Below are 20,168 nucleotides of genomic sequence, written 5' to 3' on the forward strand. Positions count from 1 at the left end.
ATGAAAACATTAAGATCATTAAATCAAGAATATATTGAGAAAGCAAGAACATTAATTCGTGAAATCCTCGAAGATACAAAAGAGTACGATGATTGGACGCAAATATGTTTCTCTATGCAAAATGCAGTACAAGCTGCGGCTAATATATGGGGAATATCGTCAGATGAACAGATATATAAGATGAGAGCTTTTGTAACGGAAATGGTTCTTGCCGAACTTTCAAATCTCCGACAATTTGATATATCTTTCAAGAAGAAGGGGGTAAAAATGAAAAAGCCATTAGATTCATTGTATTGCCCTCAATGTGGAAGTAATAATGTTGAAGAAAGAGCATGGGTAAATCCAAACACAGATGAAATCAGCTATAATGATTCAGTAGAGGAAGAAGATTGCTGGTGTAACATTTGTGAAAAGCATGTAGAATTATGCACTCTTTCAGAATTATGGGAAATGTTTGGGGATATTCCAGTCAACAATGATGACGAGATTGAAAAGGAGTTCCTAAACTTCCCAGCCGGAACCTCAAAACTCGATGTCTGGCATTGGTTCGATGAACGATGTCCAAATAACCTGCACGATGATTTAATGTTTTCTCAAAACGATGCCGTACAAATCTGAAAAGATTCGTATCGCCGGAACTCAATATGATAGACGAATAAAACTCGCTCCAGACCAAAAAGAATATATAAAATGGTTGAGGGAAAATGAGTTACTTAGTTACTCTAAACTTGCCAAAATGTTTGGAGTAAGCAAGAGACTTATCCAATTTATTTGTTGCCCAGATAAATACTTAAAAAGTAAAGAGAATTTAAAACAACGCAAAGCGGATGGGCGATACAAACCTACCAAAGAAGAATGGGCAGCAACGATTCGTGAACACAGGAGGTATAAAGAACAACTTAAAAAGAAGGGAAATATAAAATGAAAGACAAGATTCTTACAATGTTTTTCGACATTGATAGATGGACAAAAGCAATTGAGAAAGGTGTTCTGAAGGATATTCGGAAGAGTGATCTTATCAAGTTAACTGAAGAACCTACAAGAATTCGTATGGCAGAAGCCATGTTAAGCGGTAAATATCAGATAACGCCACCACACACTGCGCAGATACCAAAGGATAATGGAGAATTTCGCACAGTATATGTAAACGAACCGATTGATCGGATAATTTTAAGCATTGCAAATGATTTATTGTTTGATTTAATGCCTGAGATGATTCACCCTGCTTGTAAGTCATATCAGACCGGTATTGGTTGCGGTAAAGTGGTTCTGGAAGTAAGTCACACCATTGTTGATATGCAGAGTGATGGTTGTGTAGGTTGGAAATCTGATTTGAGCAAGTACTTTGATAGTGTTCCAATCCAGTTCATTGATGCTGCTTTTGACCAGGTGGAAGCTAAACATGGTCATTCTGCCTTGATTGATGTATTGAGAAAATATTATCATTGCGGGTTGTATTTTGATGAGAACAACAAGCTATGTGACAAATACCAATCACTTAAACAAGGGTGTGCTGTGGCAAGTTGGCTAGCCAATGTCCTGTTGTACGAGTTAGATGAAGAGCTATCAAAAATGAATGGTTCTTATGTGAGATATTCTGACGATATGCTATTTGTTGGCCCGGATTATGAAAAGGCAATGAGCATTTTACAAAAGAAATTGGCTGAAAAATCAATGAAATTAAATCCTAAGAAGGTAGAGTACCTGACTATGGACAAGTGGTTTAAATTTCTGGGATTTAGTATTAAGGGGAATATGATTTCTTTCTCTCCCAATCGCCTTAAAACCTTCCAGAAAGAAATAGAATCAAGAACCATCAGAAAACGTGGTATTACGTTGAAGAAGGCTGTGGATTCGGTTAACCGATATTTGTATAAAGGGAATGGCGAATATAGTTGGGCCACACAAATTCTTCCAGTGTGCAATGTGAGGGCTGACATTAATGAGTTGAATAAATTTGTTATGGATTGCCTAAGAGCTGTTGAAACAGGGAAACATAAAGTCGGTGGCCTTGGCTATGTTAAAGATAAGCCTGATGGTTGTGTTGTTAGAGGCATTGGTCGGAATGTTAAGGCTAATCGAAATAAATCTAAAAGTAAGGAAATTGAAGGCTATTTGACAATTGGGTGTATGCAGAATGCTATTTTAACGAGACGAGCGGTCTACAATACATTAGTTGCAATATTGTAATTACAATCTGAACACACAGCAAATAAATCCAAGGAATAAATGTTTTATATCCAGATTATATATTAGGTGCCCCGATTCTATCCTTGAAGGATTACATCCTTCAGTATCTACTCCGGGCACCATATAATCATCTGGATTATATCAATGAAGATAAAGAAATGTGTCGATTGTTATGAGGGTTTATAAAGCAGCACAGCAGGCAAGTTCAAGAAAATGTTTTCATATTCTAAGTATGAACTATTGATCGTTCACCAGAGGTTACAAGGCTGCATAGCCTCTTCACCTCAGGTTCTCGATCAGGTCATATTTATAATTATCATGAGAGTAAAGAGATGTGCCAATTGTTTGAGAACTTGTAAAATAAACGAAATGCATCTGAAGCTATCCAAGGAATACATTTGTTTACTGTTCCGGTGAGCAGTTTCCTGGATCTATGAGTAGATAACTCATCTGCTCCAGGAATATCCAACCGGAATACATCTATTTGGTAAAGTAATGTATCGGTATTATGAGGATAACTATTTAGCACAGAAATGTAATTCAAGAAATATCATTTATATAGCTGGTTATATATCAGGAAGGACCGTGTACTAATTGTACTGGTCCGTTCCTGATCACACCAGCTCTAAATCGAATAAGTATAGAAATGTGCCAATATTTTGAGAATTACAACTTATTACTTAACGCAAAGTTTACAGTCTTAGATTTAGTAATTTAACATACTGGACAAGATATGATGTCCGCGTGATGACGGTCATCCTATGTATGACCTAGGATTACGCGGGTATCTTACTTGATACAGTATATATCATAAGCATATAGACATGCGTCACGCTAAATGAGGGCTGTTTAATAAGTAACACAACTTTCATTTATACAAGAGCCTTGCGTTTAACAACTATCCGACAATTACGCCGGCATCTACGGTTTTATAAACCTATATTCCGGCGTATTCTGGATGTTAATATCAGACTTTTAAAGAAATGTGTCAAAGGTTTGAGTGTAAAATCAAAAGTAAAAATCATGAAAAATATTTATCAAGAATCAATACAGGCTGTAAAGAGTGGAGCAAAGTTTAAAGTAGATTTTAAAACACAAAGTTTCAAACTCAACGGTCAATATGTTATACGGAATTCGCAGTATGAAGGAAACTTAGGGGTGGAATTGTGTACTTCTCTTGATGAGTTCCTGTCTCATGTAGAACATTTATACATTCGATATAAACATTCTATTCCATCAACAATGAGTGAATGTAAAAGCCGAAAATACTTTAAGGCTTTGTCTGATAAAGATTTGGAGGATGAAGACATGTTGTTTGGAGTTGGCCGAGATATAGCACAAGTTGAATTGGAATTATACATTCTCTGTCAAATAATATTGGGTATAAGTTGGAACACCGATAAGATGGGTAAATGGTTTTGGCAAAGCAACAAAGACAGAGATTTAGTAATTCTCAAACACTGGATTACGATAGAGAAATAAATAATCAGATTAAAATTAAATTATTAATAAGTTATGAAACAGTTAAAATTTGAATGTCCTGAGTGTGGTACAGAGTTTACGCTTACAGCTAACCAACCAAAAGCCAAAGAACGCATCGAAGCCCTAAAGAAAGCCGGTGTTGATGTTAGTGAGCTTTTTGCAATGCAAAGCGCCGATGGCTTGGAGTTTATAGCTTCAAAAAGAGACGGTGTCATTAGTATCTTGAAAGAAGACGATCCAATCTTCCAGGCTATTATCATTCAAGGCACAATTCCTAATCGCCAATTATTCAGACGTTGGGTAATGGCACAGATGTTCCGTATAATTTATATAACCACCCATACATACGGTGCTTATAAGCCGATTGGAGTTACAGAGGTGATTCGTAGTATGGGATATGAATATCAGTGGAAAATGCTAAATAATGAGTTGTATGCCCAGCACAAAATGATGCAAAATGGTGATGTTGATAATTTCAGAGATCGGAATCGCTGGTTCAATAAGAAAGTGGTATTAGATATGGCAAAAGACTATATCGAGAAACTCAAAAAGAGATTTGAGGAGTTGAAATTGAGAAAATGTAAAGGGATACCATATAAACGTATCAATGGTCAAAACATTTTTGTAGATGATTTTGATAAAAAAGTAATTAGGCCATTGTTGTTTGCAGTGCATAAAATACAACATGCCGAGAATACCTATGAACTTTGGCGGGCGGTACAGGAGTTCAATAAAAGGCGTATCAAAATGCACTGGGAGGCTCCTCAAAGTGCAGCATGGCTAGATGCTTACAAGGGGTCTGGGGCGTTCTTTACAATGCAGAACATGATTCGTTTTCATAATTGTGTTATCATTGACGACAATGGAAAAACATTGAGTAAAAATACATCCCTTGCTTTTTTGAACAAGAAGGCAAAGTTGTATGAGAATAGAGAAGGTTGGCGTTTGATTGGGCTACTAAAGAAAATGCTGGATGACAATAATATTGATGTGGCAGCAAAGATTAGTGAATGGCGTAAATAGTTTGTTCAAAACAGATAGAATAAGCCAGGGTGAAACAAGTATTTTCTCTGGCTTATTAAAATATAGTTATTATTACTGGTAATGAGAGATATAATATTCAAACGTTCTGTGCAGTTCCGGGACGAAAATAAAAATAGTTGGACTGTAGAATTTGAAGTGTATAAAGAAAATTCTACTCGTAGAAACCGTGAAACATTGCAAGAGTTTAATCAAGGTTTTAGTGTATCGGTATGTGGTTCTGGAGGTATGTGTGCTGGGCAATGCGATGATCACATAATTCCACGTACAGAAGGACAAACAAAACTTCTGGAATTTTGGAAGAAATGCCATCTAGGAGGTATGTCTGGCGGTACAGTTCGTCAAGACGAATATTTAAACAGTGAGCAATATGTTAACGACTACAATTACTTTGTGGAGTTGTTTAAAACATATAACGAGCATTACCGTGAACAGTTTGATAGCATTTCTTTCCAAATTATTGTCAAAAACTTTAATATTAGTAATGTTGCTCTAGTGCAAGTGAGAAATGTTATTTACGAGAAAATGGGCAACAATCCCATTAAATATATTCTTGGATTGTCAAACAAGAGCTTAAAACATAACCTATCAGACTACAATGTGCAATGTTTCTTTCTTGCTATAAAAGAGCTGTATGTGGATAAAGGATACAGATATGGTCATGGTTGGCTGTACGATCCACTTCCAGGTAACATTGAAGAAGTTATAAATAGTATTTGTGACCTTGTTGAAGAAGAAGAGGATGCGTTAACAGAAGAACTGGAAGCAGTTTTTGACATGGGTGAGGAAGGGTTTGTTGCCACAGGAGAAATCATTCAACAAGTAATGGATTTACGTGAATGTGACGAAGATGAAGCAAAACGCTTTGTCGCTTTGGGAATACATTTGGGATGTACATTCGGTGATTTAAATGATACATTTGAAGAATGCCCCTATGATGAACAACTGTATTGTGCAAATGGTATTGATTATTATATTGGTACAGAAGACGAACTGAACAATATAGCTAGTGATAGAGTACATAATGATGGTGAATATGAGTATTTATGGCGCGAAGCTGTGGCTGCTAAAAGTACTACTGATTCTTTGAGTGATTGGCTGGATTCAATCATAAGTGAGGATGGTTGGTGCTCTGTATTAAACCATTGGGATGGAAGATACGAGGAATATAAAGTTTCCGGAGAATATATTTGTGTTTGTAGATCATAAAAAGTAAAATGATGGAATACATGAGACATTCTGATTTTTATGCTATGTGCAAAAAAATTAGGAAACAAGAAGCAGAAGAGTTACAGTTGGCATTGAAGGCTCACGGTGGTGAGTTTACTTGGGTTACTGATGATACACAATTATATGACCCTCCTATAATTATGGCAAATTTGAATTATGGTGGTCCTACAGATGTTGTTGTTCATAAAGCATGGTTAGATGATTATGACAATATAAAATTATTAGCTTATGATAATGAATGGGGTGGTAAAGTAGATTTTGAACTTACTGAAATTGCTCCTGGTCATCTTTCATATCTTATAGGGTATATGCCAGTAACAGATAGTGTTAAATCAGTAGCTATAAACGATAATTGATTATGGAAAACAATAAAACAATTGATTATTGGAGGCACCCAACTAAAAGAGAAATTAAGTTCGGTGAGGGAGCTATTCATTGGTTAACAGTGGATATTGAGAAAGTTAAGAAGCCGGATGGAAGTTTGAAGAAATGGTTTATTCATACAGATGGACTAAGGTACAATCGACCATAGTTAAAATGATGTCTGTAAAGCAAAGGCTGTTCTAATAAAATAGAGCAGCCTTTTGTGTTAAACAATGGTTAAAGTGGACAACTATTCACACCATATAAAACTATAAAATCTATTCACATTAAAACAGTAATAAATATGCCATTGAAAATTGAGAATATCAAGTTGGCAGGAACCAAGTTTGATGGTCGCGCTAAGTTGTCTCCAGAACAACGCCAAGCTATTCAAATTTTGGCCCGTGAGGGATATAGTCAAAGAAAATTGGCCGCTATGTTCAATGTTAGCAAGCGGCTTATACAATCTATACTATCTCCTCCTGTTCGTAAACACTCTAAGCAATACCCAACAGAATATTGGACAGAGTTAAAGCGGAAATGTCGTAAAAAGAAAATTGATTTATATAAAAATGGAAAGATCAAATTTAATAACAAGCTGAAAAATAAATGAGACGCAAGCGTATCAAGTATGTAGCTAACATTGATTTTGGCTATCGTTCAATTACTGATGCAAAGCAACATATAAAAATATTCTTGAAATCGCTTCTTTCGCAAATAGGACTACGTTTGGGAGTTGATTATATCGTGACTGTTAATTATTTGCGAATAAGACATCTGAAAAATATTACAGGAAAAATAACTACCACACTTAAAGAGATGTTTCCAGTGTTCAATTTTTATTGGAAGACCCCAAGAATGTTAGTGTGGTTCTAAAATCAACATTTAATAATTTACAAGTATGGAAAAGCATTCTATTTCGGTTTTAGGAGCCGATAAGAAACAGTATGAAATCGCAGATTTCAGAGCAAGAGGTATGGATTATACTAATGCTATTGGCATTATCGTAACAACAGAATTTATGAGCCGTATTTTGGCGTTTGACACCTGGCAAGAACGATGGGGAAACACCGATAGGGTCTTGACTGAAGAGCAGAATGAGTCCGTTGCTATGCAAACTTTCTCCGGATTTGATCTAACCAAACGTATTGTAGAAGCACAGGTCAATATTGACGGAATGACTGCTGCTAAACGTTGTTGGAATTATCAAAAAGGTGATCTCCAGTGGTATTTGCCTTGTTTGATGGAGCTAGGAGTTCTTCGCGCATATCGTGATGAAATAAACAAAGCAATGGAAGAAATTGGATGTCCTGATGAATGTTTACTTCCTACAGAAGATTCTGATGAAACTTGGGTTTGGAGTAGCAGTGAGTACAGTCAGCTCAACAGCTGGAGCGTGAACTTTAGTAATGGCAACTTCAACGGCAGCGGCAAGAATGGCAGTAACATGGTGAGAGCGGTTGCAGCATTTCAGCCCTCGCCGAGCCTGTTGACAGGCGAGGCAAAAAGTAACGACTGTTTACATAGTGATGAGGTCCTTATAAACATGTTACGTGAACGTGGTTATAAAGGTGAATTGACTAAAACTTTGACTATTTAATATTATTGCCACCCATATTTGATATGGTACGGGTGGCAGAATATTCTTTAACAGCATGGAAACATTTGAAAAGATTATAGAACAATACACACAAAGCGAAGTGTGTATGGGAGAATTGTTAGCTAATATTTCGGCAGATGGTATGTCTATTGAAGATGCTTTTGAATTGTATATAAAAGCTATGAATTATGCTGAAAAAGATGAATTTTATCAATTAGCTGACGGAGAAGTGAAACTATTAACAGCTAAGAGTGAAGACGACAAACAGCCTTTAAAACAATTGTTTGATTCGCTAAGCATGTCTTGATATATAAAATTGAATATGAATAAATACTATTTTGTAAATATAGGCGCTGAGGTAATATGGCATCCTGCAAATAGTGACGATCAGAAAGTTATGCAAGTGTGCACATCTGTTCCTCATCCGGTTGAAAATGATACACCAGTTTCTTTAATTTTTACTGATAAAAGAGGAAATATTCAAGTAAAGGCCAGCCAATTAGCTCCAAAGTTAACTGATTTTAATCAAGGATACTGGTGTGCAATTCAAGATGCAATAAGCAGTGGTGTCTCTGATACAACAATTCAGGAGATGCTACATAGTGCTGGGTTTACATATTGGGAATGTTACTGGCATGTACAAAATTCTGATTTTCAGTCAGAAAAACTGTGGGAAATTATTCGTGGAATGTTTTGTCAAAATCCAGATTATATTGATTGGAATGGTGCTGATTATCCAATAAAAACGGTGGTAATATTTGAAAATACTCCTGATGAAGAAGAGGTGACTGTATCTGTAGAACGGTTGGGGAGACAATTATTGGATGATATGGGTAATTGGAGTACACGAGAAGCAGAGTTTGTAGATGGTCGGATTTATTTCTATTTGGATGAAGAGACTTTTAATATGCCTGACATAGATATTGTAGAATACTTAGAGAAACAATGAAATTACTTTATATAGATTTATTTTGTGGTGCCGGTGGGACCAGCACAGGAGTAGAAAAAGCCCGTTTAGAGAATGAACAATGCGCTAAGGTAATAGCATGTGTAAACCATGATAAAAATGCGATTGCAAGTCATGCTGCTAATCATCCGGATGCTCTTCATTTTACAGAAGATATTCGTACATTAAATTTATCTTCTTTAGTTTCCCATCTACAAAAATGCAGAGCTGAATTTCCTGAAGCACTGATAGTTTTATGGGCTTCGTTGGAGTGTACCAATTTTAGCAAAGCAAAAGGTGGACAACCGCGAGATGCTGATAGCCGAACGCTTGCAGAACATTTGTTTCGGTATATTGAAGCTATTAATCCGGACTATATTCAAATTGAGAATGTAGAAGAATTTATGTCATGGGGAGAGCTTGATGAGTATGGTAAGCCTGTTAGTAAAGATAAGGGAAACTCTTATTTAAAATGGATTTCTAAAGTACAATCTTATGGTTATCATTTTGACCATAGAATCCTTAATGCGGCTGATTATGGAGCGTACACATCTCGGAAACGTTTCTTTGGAATATTTGCTAAAATGGATTTGCCAATTGTCTTTCCAAACCCAACGCATTCTAAAATTTCTGAAATAAACAAGAAATTGTGGAAACCGGTAAAAGATGTGTTAGATTTTGAGGATGAAGGAAAAAGTATTTTTGGAAGGAAGAAACCGTTGGTGGATGCGTCTTTAAACCGTATCTATGCTGGTTTAATCAAATTTGTGGCGGGAGGAAAAGATGCTTTTCTTGTAAAATACAACTCTATGAATCAAGCCGGGAAATATGTAGCTCCTGATATAGAATATCCATGTCCTACTGTAGCTACTCAGAATAGGTTAGGGTTAGCTCATGTGAATTTCTTATCTAAAGCATATAGTGGCGAGCCAATGAGTAAAAATATCAGTGTAGAACAACCGGCTGGTGCTATTACAACAAAAGACCATCATACATTCATCTCTGTACAGTACGGTAATGGGTTTGTTAAAGATGTGAATTCTCCTGCTCCAACATTGACAACGAAAGATCGTTGTGCATTAATCTGTTCTAATTTTATTGACCAGCAATATGGTAATAGTAAACCTGCATCAATGGAAAAGCCTTTAGGATGTATTACAGCAAATCCTAAATACAATCTTGTTAGCTGTAATAGATGGATAATGAACACTAACTTTAAAAATACAGGAAGTTCTATAAGTGAGCCATCTCAAACAATTACCGCCAATCGCAAATGGCACTATTTAATGAATCCTCAATATTCGTCTCCTGGAGGTTCTGTAGACAAACCTTGTTTTACATTAATAGCAAGAATGGATAAAATGCCGCCATATCTTATTGAAGCATCTGGGAATTGTGAATTGCCATCTTTTATAGTTCCGGCAGATGGATGCTTGGTTTATCAAATATATGATGACGACACCGAACCTATGAAGAAGATAAAAGAATTTATGGCCATGTACGGTATCATGGATATTAAGATGCGTATGCTGAAGATCCCAGAATTAAAAAAGATTATGGGATTTCCTGAAGATTATGTTCTTGTTGGAACCCAGGCTGAACAGAAAAAATATATAGGCAATGCCGTAGAAGTAAATATGGCACGAGTTCTTTGTGAGGCATTGTGTAGAATATTAGTAACAACACAACGTAAAGTTGCATAATTAAACAACAATAATATGGAAAATTTTAAATTTAATGTTGGAGATAATGTGAAAATTGTCTCTAACGATTTGCAACCGGCAATGGTTGGAAAAATTGGTCGAGTAAAGAAGGTATATCCATCATTTTCTGAAGATTCAGATAACAACGTTCAGCCTTCTTACTTTTATCGCGTTGAAGTTGGAGGAGCTGTTTTAAAAGGAATTGCAGCAAGTAGTGATCTGGAAAAAGTATAGACGAAACGATATGAAAAAATATCGAGTGACGATTGACCTGGATACTTTTGAAATAGTGGTGTCGGCTAACAATAAAGCCGAAGCCAAAAGAAAAGCTATTGAGAAACTTCAAAGAAAGAAGATCACTTCTCTGATCCGTAAATCTTGGCCAGATAACAAGAAGGAGGTGTATGTTGATGAGGAGTAATTCAAACCCCAAAACAATGAGGAAAGATGATATTACAGAACCCATGAATACTTGGGACAACTTTTATCAAAGTCGTGTTTGTAACAATATTTATGTTAATGCGTTTTGTAAAAAGTACAATCGTTTTATAGAAGAAATAATTGTCAATATACAACAAATATCCTATAACTTGAAAACACCCCTTATCTTGAAAGAGGAAGGATGTGGCATAGGTACTGTAAGCCTTGCTATTTCGCAAATAGGAGAGAGGTTGTTTAATTCTTTTGGATTAACCGATAGTTCTGATACAAAGAAAATTTCAAAAGTTGTCTTCTCGGACATCAATATTCCTATGTTAGAGCTATGTTGTAAGAATACACTCTCAATATCTACGGATAATTACTTCGGAAAAGCCCCATTGTTTTATGCTAAAGAAAATATTTGTGAGCCTAAGTTTTTTGAGTCATTTACAGTAGTGGTAACACATGGAGTTCTGGAACACTTTTCAGACGAAGATATAACAAGAATTATGTCAACATATAACAATGATAAGGTTTTGTTTCAGGCTCATTATGTTCCAACTTGCCAATACGCATCTCCTTCTTTTGGAGATGAACGTTTGCTGCCTGTAGATGATTGGATTGCGCTAATCAAACCGGATTATTATCTTCTTGATAATGATGGTAAAGATTTGTATATGTTTAAAACTAAATAAAACAGAGGTGAATGTACTTGAACATTATGTAACAGAGATTATTGGCGAGCCATATTATGATGATTATGGTAGTGGAAATTATTATTGGTGGCTGAAAGTGAAAGCTTTGTGTTATGGAAGTGAGTGTGAAACAACTTTAATGTTTGATAGCAAAGAAGAAGCTCTTGCTATCAAAAAGGGTTATATGTTCTTATCTTAATATGAGTGAAATAGAATTTAGGATAGCAGAAATATTGGGACGGTCTGCGATTGAAAATGATATGGAAGTCCCCAAAGATGTTCAACAGTTGGCACAAGCTACAAGATATTTAGCAACGCAACTTAGAATAATTTGCAAGACAGAGATCGGTGATGAAAAAAATAGCTGATGTTATATTGAAGCAAGCTATTGATATTTTGAAGTAAAACAAGATAGATATGAGCATAAAGATAAGTAAGGAGGCGTATGAGAAACTAATCAAAGAAGATTTAGACTTTCTCAATGAGCATTGTCCGGATAGCCTAGAATTAGATCACATTAAAGTAATTATTTGTAGTTCTATTGATTGGCATTATCCTGATAAGAACACTTGTACAGCGTTGAAAAGGATAGAGAATAGGCTTAAAGTTGAACTTCAGAAGCAAAAGGATGCAGGTAAGCAATTTCTATCCGATCAGGAAATAGACGGCTTGATTGATAGCATACTGAAAGAAGAATACCCCTCAATACATATCGGAAATGAGTAAAAAGAGAAAGCTATGAGTAATACACACAATTATGAAATTCAGTGATTTACCGATTGAAATCCAACAACGATTGAATTGCGAACGATTGAATTTACGTAATCGTTCAATCAACAGTGCATACGAGGTGCTATTGTATAATCAACCTGGTACTCGTTATTTTCATGCAAGACGCCATCAAAATTCGTGGTATGATGATAAAGGTAACTATATGTCGTTTGGTGGTGGTTCTGAATGGACATTGCAATATGGATGTATAGGTTTCTCTCGTATGAAGCAAGTAATGGGTTACGATTATGAATTATGTCGTGGCAAGATCTATTCTAGGTCCGCAAATGGGACAATTATTCCGGCTTCTGTAAAAACAAAGAAGGAAGTTTTGAGTATAGCAAAAGCGATTGGAATATTTGATTTTTAATGTTTACCAGATTACCATTATGACAATGTTTCAGAGAATGGTTTGTATTGCAGATTTAATAGAAGGATTTGAATTTAAAAAAAGGAGTCAATATGGATTTAGAACAAGTGATAAAGCAAAGTCAGGGTGAAAGATATGTTTACCCTGATATATTCCCAGATAACTGTGGACTTGATATTGTATTACCCAATGATAAACTTCATGCTGTAAGATCATGGGGATATAGAAAAAATAATCCTAGAAGACGTGCTACGCTTGAAGTTTCTACATTTAGGGGAATATCTTTTAATGCCATTCATTATTATGGGAAAATAAAGATTCAAGGGGTTAATATGGAAGTGGATGGAGAACCTGGACATAGTAGGATGGTTTTTGATGATAACATCCCATTAGCGCATTATACCTATGAACTTGAACTTAAACGTCCGCTTTCCAAAGAAGAAATAAGCGAAGATCCGGAACGATGGGGAGACTATTATAATGAAGGCGATTTGACTAGTTGCTTTAACACAATAGAAGAGATTATTGCGTTGGCAAAAGAAGTTTTTCGATTACGTTTTATTGGCGACTGGGAGTTTTATGTAGAAAGCCCATACAGTAGATATGATGGTAAACTTGATATTAACAACCAACTGGATATGAATAAGAACAAAAAGAATCAGTCAGATTTGATAAAGAAGGCAAAGTATAATCAATATTTGGCAAACCTGAGACTTTGTGGTATCGGGAAAAGAAATAAACTTACGTTGTCATACAGTGAATTTGTAAAAAAGATGCTATGAGTAAGGAAAAACAAATTTGGGATTTAGTAAGCCGTATTTTAGATAGTTGTGGAGAAGAAAGTGACGGAATATCTATACACGAATCCGAAGATACTGGAAATGGTGAACTTCATAGAAAGATCTATACTCATCATGGATACTGCTTTGAATTAACCTGTTATACAGATTGTGATCCAGAAGACATCTACAATGTTGAAAACGGATGTGTGTATTGCTTCAGTGAGCCGTGGGATGGATTCAATGAGGCCGGTATTGATAAAGCTATTGAAATATTGAAAGCATTAGTTTAATTAAAGTTGATATTCCCAGCGATTGTCCTCTGGAATAATATGTAAAAACAAGAAATATGAATGAAACATTGGAACAACAAATTAAACGTCTGGAATTTTGTCGTGATTGCATCGACCAGTCTTATCAAGCAGGGAGAGATGAATACAATCGGCTTGAACGGATGATTGAGGAACTGAAAGAACAACTAAAATCTACTGAATATGTATGTAGCAAGAGATAAAGATGGGACATTATATGTGTTTTTTAACAAACCTGTAAAGGGCTATATATTTGAAAGATGGCAATCTGTTAGTGTCTATTCACGTGATTATTTTAAATTAGACTCTCCTTTATTTCCCGAAGTAAGTTGGGAAGATGAAGAGCCGACAGAAGTTGAATTAGTAAAGAAGGAAAATTAATTTGAAATTTTTTATATATGTTTCAATTCAAATATGAAGACAAGTCCTTATATAACTGACTCGGCCTATACAAGAAGGGTATATGAATATACGATTGAATTTTGTGTTACTTGTAATAGAGAAATGCAATTTGACATTCAGACAGGTAAATGCGTGCTTTGTGGATCTGATAACCCTTTTGGATTGTGGGAAGAACACACTGACGAGGACTGGGATAAATATTACAGAAATAATAAACAAACATCTATAATGTGTAGGCTTATAAAAAAAACAAAGCTATGAATAAGATAGTACTTGCTAACTGTGGAACATTAGAACCTTCTACACTTTCCACTTTAAAGGATAAATGTACCGAATTGGGGTATGAATTAGTTGAGGAAGAAAAACTCAAAGTTGAACTTCCCAAAGAGAAAGTTTACACTATTATGCAGCCACCACCGCCTTTGCCGGATATAACAATGTTGGACAGTCCAGTCAGTAATTGCAGAAAAGTTCGTTCTTACCATGAGGGTGATAGTATTCATGTATCATTAAGCGCAGAAAGAAAAACAAAAACAAGAAAACGCATAGAAAAAAGAAATGATTATGGAAATAAATAATGGAATAATAATTAATGGAGTTTTGCATGAGTTTGTCATACCGAGCGAATCCCCTTGTTTAGAGTGTTCTTTAAAGAATGAGTGTGGTACTTATTTAGGCGATAGGTTGTATTTAGGTCCATGCGATATTTTTAATTCATGTAGTGGAATATTTGTAATGCGTGCCAAGGTAAAGATAGAAACGGAGGATTAATTATGGGATTTACAACACCGTGCTTTATATACAAGAACACCTTGGAGATTCAAGGTAAATTAAAAATATTAGGGTATGTTGAGCACCCTACGATGATGAATGTAGATACATCTTCACAATTTTTAATTTGCAATCGTGGGTTCTTTGCGGGATTTCCACTTGGTTATAAAGAGGAAATAAACAATGCTATTAATTGCGGAACCAACGAGAATCTTTTCTTAGCCATAGCCGCATTGAGAGACGATACTGACGATTCACAATGGTTTGTATATCCTCCTGAAAATACTTGGTTTATATGCGATGACGATGACATCAATTATGCACGAGAAAATATTAAAGATAGTGTACAGGCGGCATGGTTCCATTGTAGTCATAAGGCAACAGTGGAAGAGCTTATAGAACATTTTAAATCTGTTTAGAAAAATGAGTTATGATTTTTTAGGAGACATAGATCGAATAGGCATGGATGCCTACAAGCGAGGTGAAGAAGATGCCAAGAAAAGAGCTATAGAAATTCTGGCTTCTGTTTTAGAGAATTGGGTACATGGTGGTGATGCAGATTGTATCATTGCCGAATTTGAAGAGGAATTAATGAAAAAATAATAACGATATGGCACAGTTTACAACACAAGTTGCAACAAGCATAGAGCAGTCGCAACAATTAATAGAGTTAGGTGTAAAACCTGAAACAGCAGATTTGGTATATCGTAGTATAATGTCAGACGATGGTTCTCCGGAATGGAAATTACAATTATGTCCACCAACATTAGCAACAGCCGATAATGAGATCCCTGCATGGAGTTTGCCCCGGTTGCTTGAATTACTCCCGTATGAGTTCCCCAGTGATACGCCAAAGTCTAAACTTCATCATCCGGAACTGATTAAATATGAATCTGGATACAATTTTTCAGTATGTAGATATACAGCAGATTGTTTGGTTGGTACTTGTATTGAGAGTAGTCCTTTTGCAAGCTGCGTGTCTATGATCAAATGGCTTATTGCAAAAGAATATTTTAATAAAGAGTATTTACTATGAACAAAGAAAGGAAAGGTAGATTTAATGATGTTATAAGTTCTCTGGAAGAAGCGAAGGGAGAACTGGAGGACATCTTAAACGAAGAACAAGACTCTTACGATTCCCTTCCAGATGGTTTGCAAATGTCTTCCAGAGGAGAAAAGATGCAGGAGTACATCGGCTTGATGGAGGACTGCATAAGTAAAATAGATGAAGTGGTTGAGTTTGTGGAGGAGAAAATTATAAGGAAAAAATAAGTATTATTTGTGTATATCAAATACATTGCTTATTTTTGTTGTAGTATTAATTATAAGAACATGAATAGACAAGAATTTTGCCAAATAATTGTAGATATACGAAAGCAATCTACCATAAAAATGAAAGACATTTGTTTTCAAATGGGAGTTATGCCTACTGCTATATATCGTTTAGAAAAAGGAAGTGGAAATTTTGAGATGGGGAATATGATGTCATATATTAAAGCACTACAGCATATTCTTGTAATTGAGAACGGACAACAATCATATCGTACACTTGATGCACAAGAATTAGGAAGTATACTAGCATTAATTCGTAAAGAAAAAGCGATGTCACAGAGAGCTTTGGCTGAAAAAACGGGATGCTCTCACCTTACAATTGCGAATATTGAAAGAAAAACAACTACTATAAGTATAGACACATTACTTAAAACAGTAGCTGTCTTGGGATATACAATTAAAATTGAAAAACAATAATTGTTATGGTTGCGTTTATTTGTGTTATTATTTGGATTATAGTAACGCCTTGCATTGCTGTTATATGTGGATTGCCTTTAAAAAAAGAAAAAGGTCAATATATTTCTTGGAAAAGATATAGTATATGTATGTTATTAGTGTCTATGTTTACTTTTTTCCTTTTGTATATGTATGAAGAACATTATGAATCACTATATAAGTTTTTCTTAGCTATTGGGGTAATTGGTGTCGTTATTTATGCTTTTGGTATAGCTTTCGCAAAACGTAGAACAAAATAGTTTCTTTCTTGACATGTTTTTGATATTACCGTTTTTTCCCACTTTCAAACGCACTGTAAAGAACTAATTTATTAATAATTTTGCGAGGTTTTGCTTGTTCTTTGCAGGAGTTGCAGAGGTATATATAACGTTCATCTAAGTTATATATCCATCCATTTTTATGTACCTTGTCACATATAGAGCATATAAATTGGTCATTTGTGCGAAATCCTCTTTTTGCATGGATTAATAAACGGACTTCTTTTACATTTTTATGACGTAAAATTATTTTCATATCTTTGGATTGTTTAAGAGCAGACCTTTCCCTTGCAATGCGGGCTCTTTCAAAACAATCAGCTAATTCCAACATTTTGCGTTGTATAATAGTATAATTTGAAGAGTGTTTCTGTTTTCTATTTTGTTCTTTCTTATTTTTTGATTTTGGATTTTTCATAATAATGATTATTTGATACAAAAATATGTATTATTATTGAAAATGAGAAATGAGTATAGTAGATAATAATTAAAATGTATCTATTTCATACTATTATAAACTAATTTTATTGGAATGTTTAAGATAAATGCAGCAACAAATTTGTAACTAAAAAATAAATTATTACCTTTACCAAACAAATTGGAAATGATTTTGTACATTGAACAATCCTGTTAATTATGTCAGTCTGTGTATTTATTCATAATAAAAATAGAATAAGATATGTACCCACACGATAACATTTTTAGTATTTATTACAATATAGGAAAACGAACTCCATTCTTGGTTAAGCGATGTGAGTTAGGATTAGCACGTTCATCCAGTGAGGAAAGACGTATTGACCCAAATCAAGATAGAACTTTCTTAGTTGAAACAGTAAAGCCGCGTGGAAAATATGGTAAGGCTTATGGCAAGTGTTTTGTAAATGGTAAGCCTGACGATACATATAGACAAGAATGCTATCCAAATATCAAAGATGAAGAGATTCCTTGCGCTGGGTGTGGAGAATGGGTCTTGATTGATGTTCCCGGCGTATCGCTTGATGAAATATTCCCAATTCATAAAGCGGATGAGATACTTATGTTCGGTAAATATAAGGGTAAAACTTATGGTGACATTTATAAGGTAGATTATCAATATCTTCATTGGCTAGAAAAAACAGACCGGCTTTTCAAAGTTGATTTTGAGGAACTTAAACAATTATATCCAGATGTCGAAAAGCAGGAAGATATATCTATTGCAGACAAAGTTATTGATTTTGGGAAATATAAGGGACAAAAGTTTCGTGACATTAAAGATGATATTTCTTATCTTGAATGGCTTGTCTCAATAGACAAAATATCTATTGAAGATTTCGAGTTATTGACCACGATATAATACCATACGGTTTTGCTCATAAACACTTTTAACACAATATTTATATGAATAAATTTTTATGCTCTCTTGTATTTGTGCTTTCTTTTTTTTCAGTCCATGCACAATCTAATGATTCACAGGAGGAAATACGAACACTTGTTCAGAGAGTTGATTCTCTTGAACATGAATTGTCGTACCTTAGATTGACTTATGAATTAAATACACTTAATTCCGACATAACAATGTTTGCAAACGAAGTGTACACCAAATCTATCGCAATTCAATTAGACCTCTATAATAGAAATTTCAATTCCCAATTAGGTGATGCGTATCAACAATATTATGAAACATGTCAACGTAAGAAACAATCAATTTCTGAACTCATTGAAGCCAAGAAAACGTTGTTCACCATTAAAGTTATAACATATCCTTATTCTGAAAGCGAACTAAACACGTTAAAGGCAAGTTATAACGTAATTAATGATGCGTATGGATCGTTAGGGAAATCAATGGAATTACTGAAAATTGTTATTGATACATATAATGAGTTTTTGTAACTATTTCTATTAGAATAAATACAGTAACATATTTTTTTCTGTTGGTATTTGTTAAGAGACTGTACCTAAAGGTTCGGTCTCTTTTTATTTTTATACTTTCCAATTCTTTTCTCATTATATATTAAATTGTTATTTGTATAGTAAATATTAGTCGTAGGGTACAACTATAGCTAATTATTTTTTCAAAAACATACCTGGTTTTATAAACTAATCTCATCCAGTTCCAACTATTACTTAAAAAAGACCGGAGATATGTTCCCCGGTCATACAGATAAAATTCATCAATTTGCAGAGTCTTTTTGACTCCTTTTGGTTAGTCCTGCAAGCCTTGCGATGACAGCTGAAATAATATCATAAACCAGAATAACGTAATTGATCCATGATATTCCAGGTGCATCGACAAGGTTTGCTACTAAAAGGGCAACCAACATGACTAATCTTACCATGTTGGTTGCAAAATTATATAAATCGTTGATAATCGTATATAATCATTTATAAATATGACAAAAAACAAATTATCTATTGCGCCTCCAGATAAGAAGAAGACTTTGGAGGCGTTTTTTCGTTATTATGAGTTAAGCCGTTTATTGTTCGGTCAAAAACAAAACGAAATATATGATGTCACAGACATTCCGAAAACAAATAAGTTTTATGAGTTAGCGAAAGAAATAGCTAAACAATTAGAAATTGACTGGGAAAGTATGACACACGAAGAAAGTAATCGTGTTATGTTGGCCCTATTGGAAGATTCATTTAATCTTATACGCGATATTGAAGACTCCAAATCCATAATCCTTCAAACTAAAATAGTGATAAAGAAATGAGTGATGCACAGATTTATGATTTGTATGCTCAAAAAATTTCGGATATTACCAATATTCCATATCCTTATATTATTGCATTGAGAGACAATGGCTTGTTGAATCAGAAAGAAGCAAGAGATAAGTTGATCAGACATGATTATTGGAAATTGATGAAAACAAACAAATTCACACATAATCAGATACTTGAAAAACTTTCTGGTATATATGATGTCAATAAACGTAAAATTTTATATGCGATAAAAGTTAAACCCAAGCGTGTATATTATTGTAGGCAATGTGGACTCCAGTTATCGAAAGTCAAATACATCCGGAACGATGGTATATGCGATAAGTGTATTTCTAAACAAATAAAATTATAA

At 34.7% G+C, this 20,168-nt stretch carries 36 protein-coding genes; 35 read left to right on the forward strand and 1 reads right to left on the reverse strand.

From position 1 onward, the window contains the following. From ACNOGP_RS15080 to ACNOGP_RS15230, 31 genes are all read left to right on the forward strand, one after another. On the forward strand, positions 1-618 hold the full coding sequence (locus ACNOGP_RS15080; RefSeq protein ID WP_121765063.1) for a hypothetical protein: 618 nt from the start codon (positions 1-3) through the stop codon (positions 616-618). Next, positions 602-925, forward strand: a complete 324-nt coding sequence (locus tag ACNOGP_RS15085) for a hypothetical protein (RefSeq protein WP_121765064.1) — start codon at positions 602-604, stop codon at positions 923-925. The genes ACNOGP_RS15080 and ACNOGP_RS15085 overlap by 17 nt, the downstream gene beginning before the upstream one ends. Then, positions 922-2,190, forward strand: coding sequence for an RNA-directed DNA polymerase (locus tag ACNOGP_RS15090; protein ID WP_121765065.1), 1,269 nt, complete (start codon positions 922-924; stop codon positions 2,188-2,190). The genes ACNOGP_RS15085 and ACNOGP_RS15090 overlap by 4 nt, the downstream gene beginning before the upstream one ends. A 1,023-nt stretch (positions 2,191-3,213) precedes the next feature. After that, positions 3,214-3,672, forward strand: a complete 459-nt coding sequence (locus ACNOGP_RS15095) for a hypothetical protein (RefSeq protein ID WP_121765066.1) — start codon at positions 3,214-3,216, stop codon at positions 3,670-3,672. Positions 3,673-3,705: 33 nt separating this feature from the next. Further along, positions 3,706-4,695 carry a ubiquitin carboxyl-hydrolase gene (locus ACNOGP_RS15100; protein ID WP_121765067.1) on the forward strand — a complete coding sequence of 330 codons (990 nt, stop codon included), beginning with the start codon at positions 3,706-3,708 and terminating at the stop codon, positions 4,693-4,695. Between the two features lie 81 nt (positions 4,696-4,776). Continuing rightward, positions 4,777-5,922, forward strand: coding sequence for a hypothetical protein (locus ACNOGP_RS15105; RefSeq protein ID WP_121765068.1), 1,146 nt, complete (start codon positions 4,777-4,779; stop codon positions 5,920-5,922). Between the two features lie 20 nt (positions 5,923-5,942). Beyond that, positions 5,943-6,299: a hypothetical protein gene (locus tag ACNOGP_RS15110; protein WP_259464040.1), complete on the forward strand. Its 357-nt coding sequence runs from the start codon at positions 5,943-5,945 to the stop codon at positions 6,297-6,299. A 2-nt stretch (positions 6,300-6,301) separates the two neighbouring features. After that, positions 6,302-6,475, forward strand: coding sequence for a hypothetical protein (locus ACNOGP_RS15115; RefSeq protein ID WP_183128224.1), 174 nt, complete (start codon positions 6,302-6,304; stop codon positions 6,473-6,475). A gap of 135 nt (positions 6,476-6,610) precedes the next feature. Next, complete coding sequence (locus ACNOGP_RS15120) at positions 6,611-6,919, forward strand: helix-turn-helix domain-containing protein (RefSeq protein WP_121765069.1); 309 nt, start codon at positions 6,611-6,613, stop codon at positions 6,917-6,919. A 288-nt stretch (positions 6,920-7,207) separates the two neighbouring features. Further along, the gene (locus ACNOGP_RS15125) at positions 7,208-7,906 is read left to right on the forward strand and encodes a DUF1566 domain-containing protein (RefSeq protein WP_418213129.1); all 699 of its coding nucleotides are present in this window, start codon (positions 7,208-7,210) and stop codon (positions 7,904-7,906) included. 55 nt (positions 7,907-7,961) lie between these two features. Continuing rightward, positions 7,962-8,213, forward strand: a complete 252-nt coding sequence (locus ACNOGP_RS15130) for a hypothetical protein (protein WP_121765072.1) — start codon at positions 7,962-7,964, stop codon at positions 8,211-8,213. Positions 8,214-8,228: 15 nt separating this feature from the next. Continuing rightward, positions 8,229-8,855: a hypothetical protein gene (locus ACNOGP_RS15135; RefSeq protein WP_121765073.1), complete on the forward strand. Its 627-nt coding sequence runs from the start codon at positions 8,229-8,231 to the stop codon at positions 8,853-8,855. Beyond that, on the forward strand, positions 8,852-10,555 hold the full coding sequence (locus ACNOGP_RS15140) for a DNA cytosine methyltransferase (RefSeq protein WP_121765074.1): 1,704 nt from the start codon (positions 8,852-8,854) through the stop codon (positions 10,553-10,555). Before ACNOGP_RS15135 ends, ACNOGP_RS15140 begins: the two co-directional genes overlap by 4 nt. A 15-nt stretch (positions 10,556-10,570) precedes the next feature. Beyond that, on the forward strand, positions 10,571-10,789 hold the full coding sequence (locus ACNOGP_RS15145; protein WP_121765075.1) for a hypothetical protein: 219 nt from the start codon (positions 10,571-10,573) through the stop codon (positions 10,787-10,789). A gap of 10 nt (positions 10,790-10,799) precedes the next feature. Further along, positions 10,800-10,976, forward strand: coding sequence for a hypothetical protein (locus ACNOGP_RS15150; protein ID WP_183128225.1), 177 nt, complete (start codon positions 10,800-10,802; stop codon positions 10,974-10,976). Between the two features lie 16 nt (positions 10,977-10,992). Beyond that, positions 10,993-11,670, forward strand: a complete 678-nt coding sequence (locus tag ACNOGP_RS15155) for a class I SAM-dependent methyltransferase (RefSeq protein WP_121765076.1) — start codon at positions 10,993-10,995, stop codon at positions 11,668-11,670. A 7-nt stretch (positions 11,671-11,677) separates the two neighbouring features. Then, the gene (locus tag ACNOGP_RS15160; RefSeq protein ID WP_121765077.1) at positions 11,678-11,869 is read left to right on the forward strand and encodes a hypothetical protein; all 192 of its coding nucleotides are present in this window, start codon (positions 11,678-11,680) and stop codon (positions 11,867-11,869) included. A gap of 218 nt (positions 11,870-12,087) precedes the next feature. Continuing rightward, positions 12,088-12,396: a hypothetical protein gene (locus tag ACNOGP_RS15165; protein ID WP_121765078.1), complete on the forward strand. Its 309-nt coding sequence runs from the start codon at positions 12,088-12,090 to the stop codon at positions 12,394-12,396. A 31-nt stretch (positions 12,397-12,427) separates the two neighbouring features. Beyond that, complete coding sequence (locus ACNOGP_RS15170) at positions 12,428-12,811, forward strand: hypothetical protein (protein ID WP_121765079.1); 384 nt, start codon at positions 12,428-12,430, stop codon at positions 12,809-12,811. A gap of 92 nt (positions 12,812-12,903) precedes the next feature. Continuing rightward, positions 12,904-13,593 carry a hypothetical protein gene (locus tag ACNOGP_RS15175; RefSeq protein WP_121765080.1) on the forward strand — a complete coding sequence of 230 codons (690 nt, stop codon included), beginning with the start codon at positions 12,904-12,906 and terminating at the stop codon, positions 13,591-13,593. After that, positions 13,590-13,883, forward strand: coding sequence for a hypothetical protein (locus ACNOGP_RS15180; RefSeq protein ID WP_121765081.1), 294 nt, complete (start codon positions 13,590-13,592; stop codon positions 13,881-13,883). The genes ACNOGP_RS15175 and ACNOGP_RS15180 overlap by 4 nt, the downstream gene beginning before the upstream one ends. A gap of 56 nt (positions 13,884-13,939) precedes the next feature. After that, complete coding sequence (locus ACNOGP_RS15185) at positions 13,940-14,104, forward strand: hypothetical protein (protein ID WP_183128227.1); 165 nt, start codon at positions 13,940-13,942, stop codon at positions 14,102-14,104. Continuing rightward, positions 14,085-14,282, forward strand: a complete 198-nt coding sequence (locus ACNOGP_RS15190) for a hypothetical protein (protein ID WP_121765082.1) — start codon at positions 14,085-14,087, stop codon at positions 14,280-14,282. The genes ACNOGP_RS15185 and ACNOGP_RS15190 overlap by 20 nt, the downstream gene beginning before the upstream one ends. 278 nt (positions 14,283-14,560) lie before the next feature. After that, the gene (locus ACNOGP_RS15195; RefSeq protein ID WP_121765084.1) at positions 14,561-14,881 is read left to right on the forward strand and encodes a hypothetical protein; all 321 of its coding nucleotides are present in this window, start codon (positions 14,561-14,563) and stop codon (positions 14,879-14,881) included. Beyond that, complete coding sequence (locus tag ACNOGP_RS15200) at positions 14,868-15,074, forward strand: hypothetical protein (protein ID WP_121765085.1); 207 nt, start codon at positions 14,868-14,870, stop codon at positions 15,072-15,074. The genes ACNOGP_RS15195 and ACNOGP_RS15200 overlap by 14 nt, the downstream gene beginning before the upstream one ends. Before the next feature lie 2 nt (positions 15,075-15,076). Next, complete coding sequence (locus ACNOGP_RS15205; protein WP_121765086.1) at positions 15,077-15,493, forward strand: hypothetical protein; 417 nt, start codon at positions 15,077-15,079, stop codon at positions 15,491-15,493. 4 nt (positions 15,494-15,497) lie between these two features. Next, the gene (locus ACNOGP_RS15210; protein ID WP_121765087.1) at positions 15,498-15,677 is read left to right on the forward strand and encodes a hypothetical protein; all 180 of its coding nucleotides are present in this window, start codon (positions 15,498-15,500) and stop codon (positions 15,675-15,677) included. 7 nt (positions 15,678-15,684) lie between these two features. After that, positions 15,685-16,110 (forward strand): hypothetical protein, encoded by a 426-nt coding sequence (locus ACNOGP_RS15215; protein WP_121765088.1) that lies wholly within the window; start codon positions 15,685-15,687, stop codon positions 16,108-16,110. After that, positions 16,107-16,346, forward strand: coding sequence for a hypothetical protein (locus ACNOGP_RS15220; protein ID WP_121765089.1), 240 nt, complete (start codon positions 16,107-16,109; stop codon positions 16,344-16,346). Before ACNOGP_RS15215 ends, ACNOGP_RS15220 begins: the two co-directional genes overlap by 4 nt. A 60-nt stretch (positions 16,347-16,406) precedes the next feature. Next, positions 16,407-16,823 (forward strand): helix-turn-helix domain-containing protein, encoded by a 417-nt coding sequence (locus ACNOGP_RS15225; protein WP_121765090.1) that lies wholly within the window; start codon positions 16,407-16,409, stop codon positions 16,821-16,823. Between the two features lie 5 nt (positions 16,824-16,828). Further along, on the forward strand, positions 16,829-17,101 hold the full coding sequence (locus tag ACNOGP_RS15230) for a hypothetical protein (protein ID WP_121765091.1): 273 nt from the start codon (positions 16,829-16,831) through the stop codon (positions 17,099-17,101). 25 nt (positions 17,102-17,126) lie between these two features. Here ACNOGP_RS15230 and ACNOGP_RS15235 read toward each other — a convergent pair whose 3' ends face one another. Further along, positions 17,127-17,534 (reverse strand): hypothetical protein, encoded by a 408-nt coding sequence (locus ACNOGP_RS15235; RefSeq protein WP_121765092.1) that lies wholly within the window; start codon positions 17,532-17,534, stop codon positions 17,127-17,129. Between the two features lie 261 nt (positions 17,535-17,795). Between ACNOGP_RS15235 and ACNOGP_RS15240 the strand changes: the two genes are divergently transcribed. The 4 genes from ACNOGP_RS15240 to ACNOGP_RS15255 all read left to right on the forward strand — a co-directional run bounded on the left by ACNOGP_RS15240 (position 17,796) and on the right by ACNOGP_RS15255 (position 20,168). Then, positions 17,796-18,449, forward strand: coding sequence for a hypothetical protein (locus tag ACNOGP_RS15240; RefSeq protein ID WP_121765093.1), 654 nt, complete (start codon positions 17,796-17,798; stop codon positions 18,447-18,449). A 44-nt stretch (positions 18,450-18,493) separates the two neighbouring features. After that, the gene (locus ACNOGP_RS15245) at positions 18,494-18,985 is read left to right on the forward strand and encodes a hypothetical protein (RefSeq protein ID WP_121765094.1); all 492 of its coding nucleotides are present in this window, start codon (positions 18,494-18,496) and stop codon (positions 18,983-18,985) included. 500 nt (positions 18,986-19,485) lie between these two features. Next, on the forward strand, positions 19,486-19,809 hold the full coding sequence (locus ACNOGP_RS15250) for a hypothetical protein (protein WP_109115738.1): 324 nt from the start codon (positions 19,486-19,488) through the stop codon (positions 19,807-19,809). Further along, the gene (locus tag ACNOGP_RS15255; protein WP_121765095.1) at positions 19,806-20,168 is read left to right on the forward strand and encodes a hypothetical protein; all 363 of its coding nucleotides are present in this window, start codon (positions 19,806-19,808) and stop codon (positions 20,166-20,168) included. Before ACNOGP_RS15250 ends, ACNOGP_RS15255 begins: the two co-directional genes overlap by 4 nt.

It is taken from the genome of Bacteroides difficilis (assembly GCF_048319815.1).
In the GTDB taxonomy this organism is placed as follows: Bacteria; Bacteroidota; Bacteroidia; order Bacteroidales; family Bacteroidaceae; genus Bacteroides; species Bacteroides zhangwenhongii.

Coding starts and splice junctions, on each gene's coding strand:
- ACNOGP_RS15080 (WP_121765063.1), top strand. CDS start 1: ATGAAAACATTAAGATCATTAAATCAAGAATATATTGAGAAAGCAAGA.
- ACNOGP_RS15085 (WP_121765064.1), top strand. CDS start 602: ATGCCGTACAAATCTGAAAAGATTCGTATCGCCGGAACTCAATATGAT.
- ACNOGP_RS15090 (WP_121765065.1), top strand. CDS start 922: ATGAAAGACAAGATTCTTACAATGTTTTTCGACATTGATAGATGGACA.
- ACNOGP_RS15095 (WP_121765066.1), top strand. CDS start 3,214: ATGAAAAATATTTATCAAGAATCAATACAGGCTGTAAAGAGTGGAGCA.
- ACNOGP_RS15100 (WP_121765067.1), top strand. CDS start 3,706: ATGAAACAGTTAAAATTTGAATGTCCTGAGTGTGGTACAGAGTTTACG.
- ACNOGP_RS15105 (WP_121765068.1), top strand. CDS start 4,777: ATGAGAGATATAATATTCAAACGTTCTGTGCAGTTCCGGGACGAAAAT.
- ACNOGP_RS15110 (WP_259464040.1), top strand. CDS start 5,943: ATGAGACATTCTGATTTTTATGCTATGTGCAAAAAAATTAGGAAACAA.
- ACNOGP_RS15115 (WP_183128224.1), top strand. CDS start 6,302: ATGGAAAACAATAAAACAATTGATTATTGGAGGCACCCAACTAAAAGA.
- ACNOGP_RS15120 (WP_121765069.1), top strand. CDS start 6,611: ATGCCATTGAAAATTGAGAATATCAAGTTGGCAGGAACCAAGTTTGAT.
- ACNOGP_RS15125 (WP_418213129.1), top strand. CDS start 7,208: ATGGAAAAGCATTCTATTTCGGTTTTAGGAGCCGATAAGAAACAGTAT.
- ACNOGP_RS15130 (WP_121765072.1), top strand. CDS start 7,962: ATGGAAACATTTGAAAAGATTATAGAACAATACACACAAAGCGAAGTG.
- ACNOGP_RS15135 (WP_121765073.1), top strand. CDS start 8,229: ATGAATAAATACTATTTTGTAAATATAGGCGCTGAGGTAATATGGCAT.
- ACNOGP_RS15140 (WP_121765074.1), top strand. CDS start 8,852: ATGAAATTACTTTATATAGATTTATTTTGTGGTGCCGGTGGGACCAGC.
- ACNOGP_RS15145 (WP_121765075.1), top strand. CDS start 10,571: ATGGAAAATTTTAAATTTAATGTTGGAGATAATGTGAAAATTGTCTCT.
- ACNOGP_RS15150 (WP_183128225.1), top strand. CDS start 10,800: ATGAAAAAATATCGAGTGACGATTGACCTGGATACTTTTGAAATAGTG.
- ACNOGP_RS15155 (WP_121765076.1), top strand. CDS start 10,993: ATGAGGAAAGATGATATTACAGAACCCATGAATACTTGGGACAACTTT.
- ACNOGP_RS15165 (WP_121765078.1), top strand. CDS start 12,088: ATGAGCATAAAGATAAGTAAGGAGGCGTATGAGAAACTAATCAAAGAA.
- ACNOGP_RS15170 (WP_121765079.1), top strand. CDS start 12,428: ATGAAATTCAGTGATTTACCGATTGAAATCCAACAACGATTGAATTGC.
- ACNOGP_RS15175 (WP_121765080.1), top strand. CDS start 12,904: ATGGATTTAGAACAAGTGATAAAGCAAAGTCAGGGTGAAAGATATGTT.
- ACNOGP_RS15180 (WP_121765081.1), top strand. CDS start 13,590: ATGAGTAAGGAAAAACAAATTTGGGATTTAGTAAGCCGTATTTTAGAT.
- ACNOGP_RS15185 (WP_183128227.1), top strand. CDS start 13,940: ATGAATGAAACATTGGAACAACAAATTAAACGTCTGGAATTTTGTCGT.
- ACNOGP_RS15190 (WP_121765082.1), top strand. CDS start 14,085: ATGTATGTAGCAAGAGATAAAGATGGGACATTATATGTGTTTTTTAAC.
- ACNOGP_RS15195 (WP_121765084.1), top strand. CDS start 14,561: ATGAATAAGATAGTACTTGCTAACTGTGGAACATTAGAACCTTCTACA.
- ACNOGP_RS15200 (WP_121765085.1), top strand. CDS start 14,868: ATGGAAATAAATAATGGAATAATAATTAATGGAGTTTTGCATGAGTTT.
- ACNOGP_RS15205 (WP_121765086.1), top strand. CDS start 15,077: ATGGGATTTACAACACCGTGCTTTATATACAAGAACACCTTGGAGATT.
- ACNOGP_RS15210 (WP_121765087.1), top strand. CDS start 15,498: ATGAGTTATGATTTTTTAGGAGACATAGATCGAATAGGCATGGATGCC.
- ACNOGP_RS15215 (WP_121765088.1), top strand. CDS start 15,685: ATGGCACAGTTTACAACACAAGTTGCAACAAGCATAGAGCAGTCGCAA.
- ACNOGP_RS15220 (WP_121765089.1), top strand. CDS start 16,107: ATGAACAAAGAAAGGAAAGGTAGATTTAATGATGTTATAAGTTCTCTG.
- ACNOGP_RS15225 (WP_121765090.1), top strand. CDS start 16,407: ATGAATAGACAAGAATTTTGCCAAATAATTGTAGATATACGAAAGCAA.
- ACNOGP_RS15230 (WP_121765091.1), top strand. CDS start 16,829: ATGGTTGCGTTTATTTGTGTTATTATTTGGATTATAGTAACGCCTTGC.
- ACNOGP_RS15235 (WP_121765092.1), bottom strand. CDS start 17,534: ATGAAAAATCCAAAATCAAAAAATAAGAAAGAACAAAATAGAAAACAG.
- ACNOGP_RS15240 (WP_121765093.1), top strand. CDS start 17,796: ATGTACCCACACGATAACATTTTTAGTATTTATTACAATATAGGAAAA.
- ACNOGP_RS15245 (WP_121765094.1), top strand. CDS start 18,494: ATGAATAAATTTTTATGCTCTCTTGTATTTGTGCTTTCTTTTTTTTCA.
- ACNOGP_RS15250 (WP_109115738.1), top strand. CDS start 19,486: ATGACAAAAAACAAATTATCTATTGCGCCTCCAGATAAGAAGAAGACT.
- ACNOGP_RS15255 (WP_121765095.1), top strand. CDS start 19,806: ATGAGTGATGCACAGATTTATGATTTGTATGCTCAAAAAATTTCGGAT.